At 61.4% G+C, this 906-nt stretch carries 1 pseudogene; it reads right to left on the bottom strand.

Annotated elements, in window-relative coordinates:
• Positions 1-906 (bottom strand): annotated as a pseudogene (locus tag HBR93_RS26745) (RHS repeat protein); the annotation flags it as partial.

Raw genomic sequence — 906 nt, 5'->3', positions numbered from 1 at the left:
CATCGGGGTTGATCCGGCGACTGATCAGGTGCAAGCCATCGGCATATTCATACCGGGTCACACGCCCCAGTTCATCGCGCTCGGCGGTGATTTTTCCGTAGGGGTTGTAGCTCAATTCGCGGGTGGCACCGCCCGGCATTACCACCTTGATCAGCCGACCCACCGCGTCCCAGTGATACTGGGTCAGGGCGCCATGTTCATCCTCGCGGGCAATCTGCCGGCCCAGGTCGTCATAGCGATAACGCCGCACGCCGCCATTGGGCAGTTGCTCGCCAATCAACTGCCCAAGCTCGTTCCACGTCAGGCGCTGGCAGCTGTGGTCCGGGTACCAAACCGCTAAAAGCTGGCCACGCTTGTCATAGCTGTACTCGGTGACATTGCCGTCAGGATCAGTCTGGCGCGTGATCGCGCCCTGATCATTACGCTGGTACTTCCAGACCGCCTCACCCCGGCGCATGACCCGTACGAAGCCATCCTCATACTCGTAGGAGGTAGGCTCGTCATCCCCAGGAAACAGCGCCACCAAGCGCCCAGCCTCGTCGTACTGGTAGGCCGTGATCGCGCCCAGGGGATCCTGTTCAACCGTCAGCCGCCCCTGTGCGTCGTAGGACTTGAAATGCTCGCCGCCATCCGGATCAACCCGCTGCACCAGGCGTGCCCGCGGGTCATGCACGTAAACTTCCTGGCTGCCATCGGCGTTAAGCAGGGTGACGCGGCCGTCATCCCAGCTATAGCGCGTATCCATCTGCGCAAAACTGGCCCAATGCCGCACACAGCGTGCCGCCTTGCCAGACCGTTCCCACTCCCAGAAAAAACTCGCCCCACCGGCCAACTGCCGCTCAGTAATTACCGCAAGGCTGTCATATTGATAGCGCTCGCTTTCGCCGACGGCATTGATCGCCTCAA

The organism is Pseudomonas sp. WS 5411 (genome assembly GCF_012985595.1).
Classification (GTDB): Bacteria; Pseudomonadota; Gammaproteobacteria; order Pseudomonadales; family Pseudomonadaceae; genus Aquipseudomonas; species Aquipseudomonas shahriarae.
The sequence above is the reverse complement of the archived record's forward strand: the minus strand, read 5'-3'. Positions and strand labels throughout refer to the sequence as shown.